This is a genomic window from Asanoa sp. NPDC050611 (genome assembly GCF_040654855.1).
In the GTDB taxonomy this organism is placed as follows: Bacteria; Actinomycetota; Actinomycetes; order Mycobacteriales; family Micromonosporaceae; genus Asanoa.
In genome coordinates this window covers 1-1,647 of sequence record NZ_JBFAIU010000660.1, presented here as the reverse complement: position 1 = coordinate 1,647, position 1,647 = coordinate 1, and the positions used below count along the sequence as shown (strand labels likewise).

Genomic DNA, 1,647 nt, shown 5'->3' with positions numbered 1-1,647 from the left:
CGTCGCGGGACACCTCGACCATCTGCGGGCCGCCGGCGAGCCGTTCGTCGGGTGTCAAGGGCGACCTCGGTGCCTGCGCGATGGCGGTCATCGGTGCGCTGCCCTGGGGCAAGATCTTCAAGGCGAAGAAGATCGGCGAGGCGATCTTCCGAGCCGGCAAGGCGGTCATCACCTGGTTCAAGGAGCTCGACTGGGCCAGAGCGATCCTGAAGAACGCCGAGAAGGCCGCCGAGGCGGCCAAGGCAGCGGCCGCGGCGGCCGCACGGGAAGCGGCGCAGAAGGCCGCGGCGGCCAAGGCGGCGGCGGAAGCGGCGGCCAAGAAGGCGGCCGCGGAGGCCGCGGAACGCGCCAAGGCCCTGGCCGCCAAGGCGAAAGCGGCGACCAAGAAGGCCGCGGGCGACGCCGGGTCCGCCGCCGGCGGCACCTGCCCGGTCGGGAACAGCTTCGTCGCCGGCACGGCGGTCCTGCTCGCCGACGGCAGCAGCAAGCCGATCGAAGCGGTGCAGCCGGGCGACACGGTCCTGGCCACGGATCCGGTGTCGGGCCGCAGCGAGGCCCGGTCGGTGACCCACACGATCCGGACCGACAGCGACAAGGAGTACGTCGACGTCACGGTGTCCACCTCGGGCGGGGGCCGCGACACGATCACGGCGACCGACCACCATCCGTTCTGGTCGGCCACCCAGCGCCGCTGGGTCGACGCCGCGGACCTGCGGCCCGGTGAGCTGCTGCGCACCTCGGCCGGCACGTACGTCCAGGTCGGAGCGGTCCGGGCGTACCACGGCAAGCAGGTCACCTACAACCTGTCCGTCGACGACCTCCAGACGTACTACGTGCTCGCGGGGGACACCCCGGTCCTCGTCCACAACCGCAGCACCCGCGTCACCAAGATCGGCTGCGACCCGACGTCGATCCTCGACGACTCGCGCGGCATCTACATCCTGCATCTGAAGAACGACAAGATCTACGTCGGCATCACCGACAAGCAGACGTTCAAGACCCGGGTGCCCAAGCACTGGACGCGTTCGAAGAAGGGCGCGCTCAAGCGGGAGGGCTACTCGAAGGACGACATCATCGGTGTGACGCTCTACAAGACCGACGCCAGCGGGCGGACGCTCGAGCTGATGGAATGCCGGCTCATCGCCCGACTCGGCGGTCCGGGTGGCCGGCTGCTCAACCGGGTCAAGGGGACCAACTGCCCGTAGCACGGATCTGAGGGGTCGGCGTTCGCGCCGGCCCCTCAGAAGTTGCGGTCCTCGAACCAGGCCTCGGCGCTGTCCTCGGGGACGCCCGCCCGCGCCGCCAGGTCGGTGAAGACCTCGGCGGCGTGCTCGCGGTTCATCGTGTCGATCAGGCCGTACTTCTTCTGGACCGCGTTCAGGTCCGCGACGAACCCGCGCAGAGCCGCCTCGGTCCGCTCCGGCGAGTCGGCGGCGTCGAGGGCCTTGACCGCTTTCGCGTACGCCTTGCACGCCGCGGCGCCGAACGGCTTCGAGTCCTCGACCCAGTCCATGAACGGGTTGTCGATGTTGGCGTCGAGCCAGCTCTCCGACTTGGCGCCGCTGACGCTGACCGCTACCTGGGTCCCCGAAGTCGCTCGCACCCGGGAGCAGCACCACGTTCGCCTTCACGGTCACGCTCGCGGCC

At 70.2% G+C, this 1,647-nt stretch carries 2 protein-coding genes; one reads left to right on the top strand and one right to left on the bottom strand.

Features of this window, described 5'->3' with window-relative positions:
- The coding region (locus AB0H87_RS41570) for a polymorphic toxin-type HINT domain-containing protein (RefSeq protein WP_360159311.1) at positions 1-1,205 on the top strand (1,205 nt) is incomplete at its 5' end.
- Between the two features lie 35 nt (positions 1,206-1,240).
- Here AB0H87_RS41570 and AB0H87_RS41565 read toward each other — a convergent pair.
- Positions 1,241-1,603 (bottom strand): hypothetical protein, encoded by a 363-nt coding sequence (locus AB0H87_RS41565; protein WP_360159308.1) that lies wholly within the window; start codon positions 1,601-1,603, stop codon positions 1,241-1,243.
- Positions 1,604-1,647 lie beyond the last annotated feature (44 nt).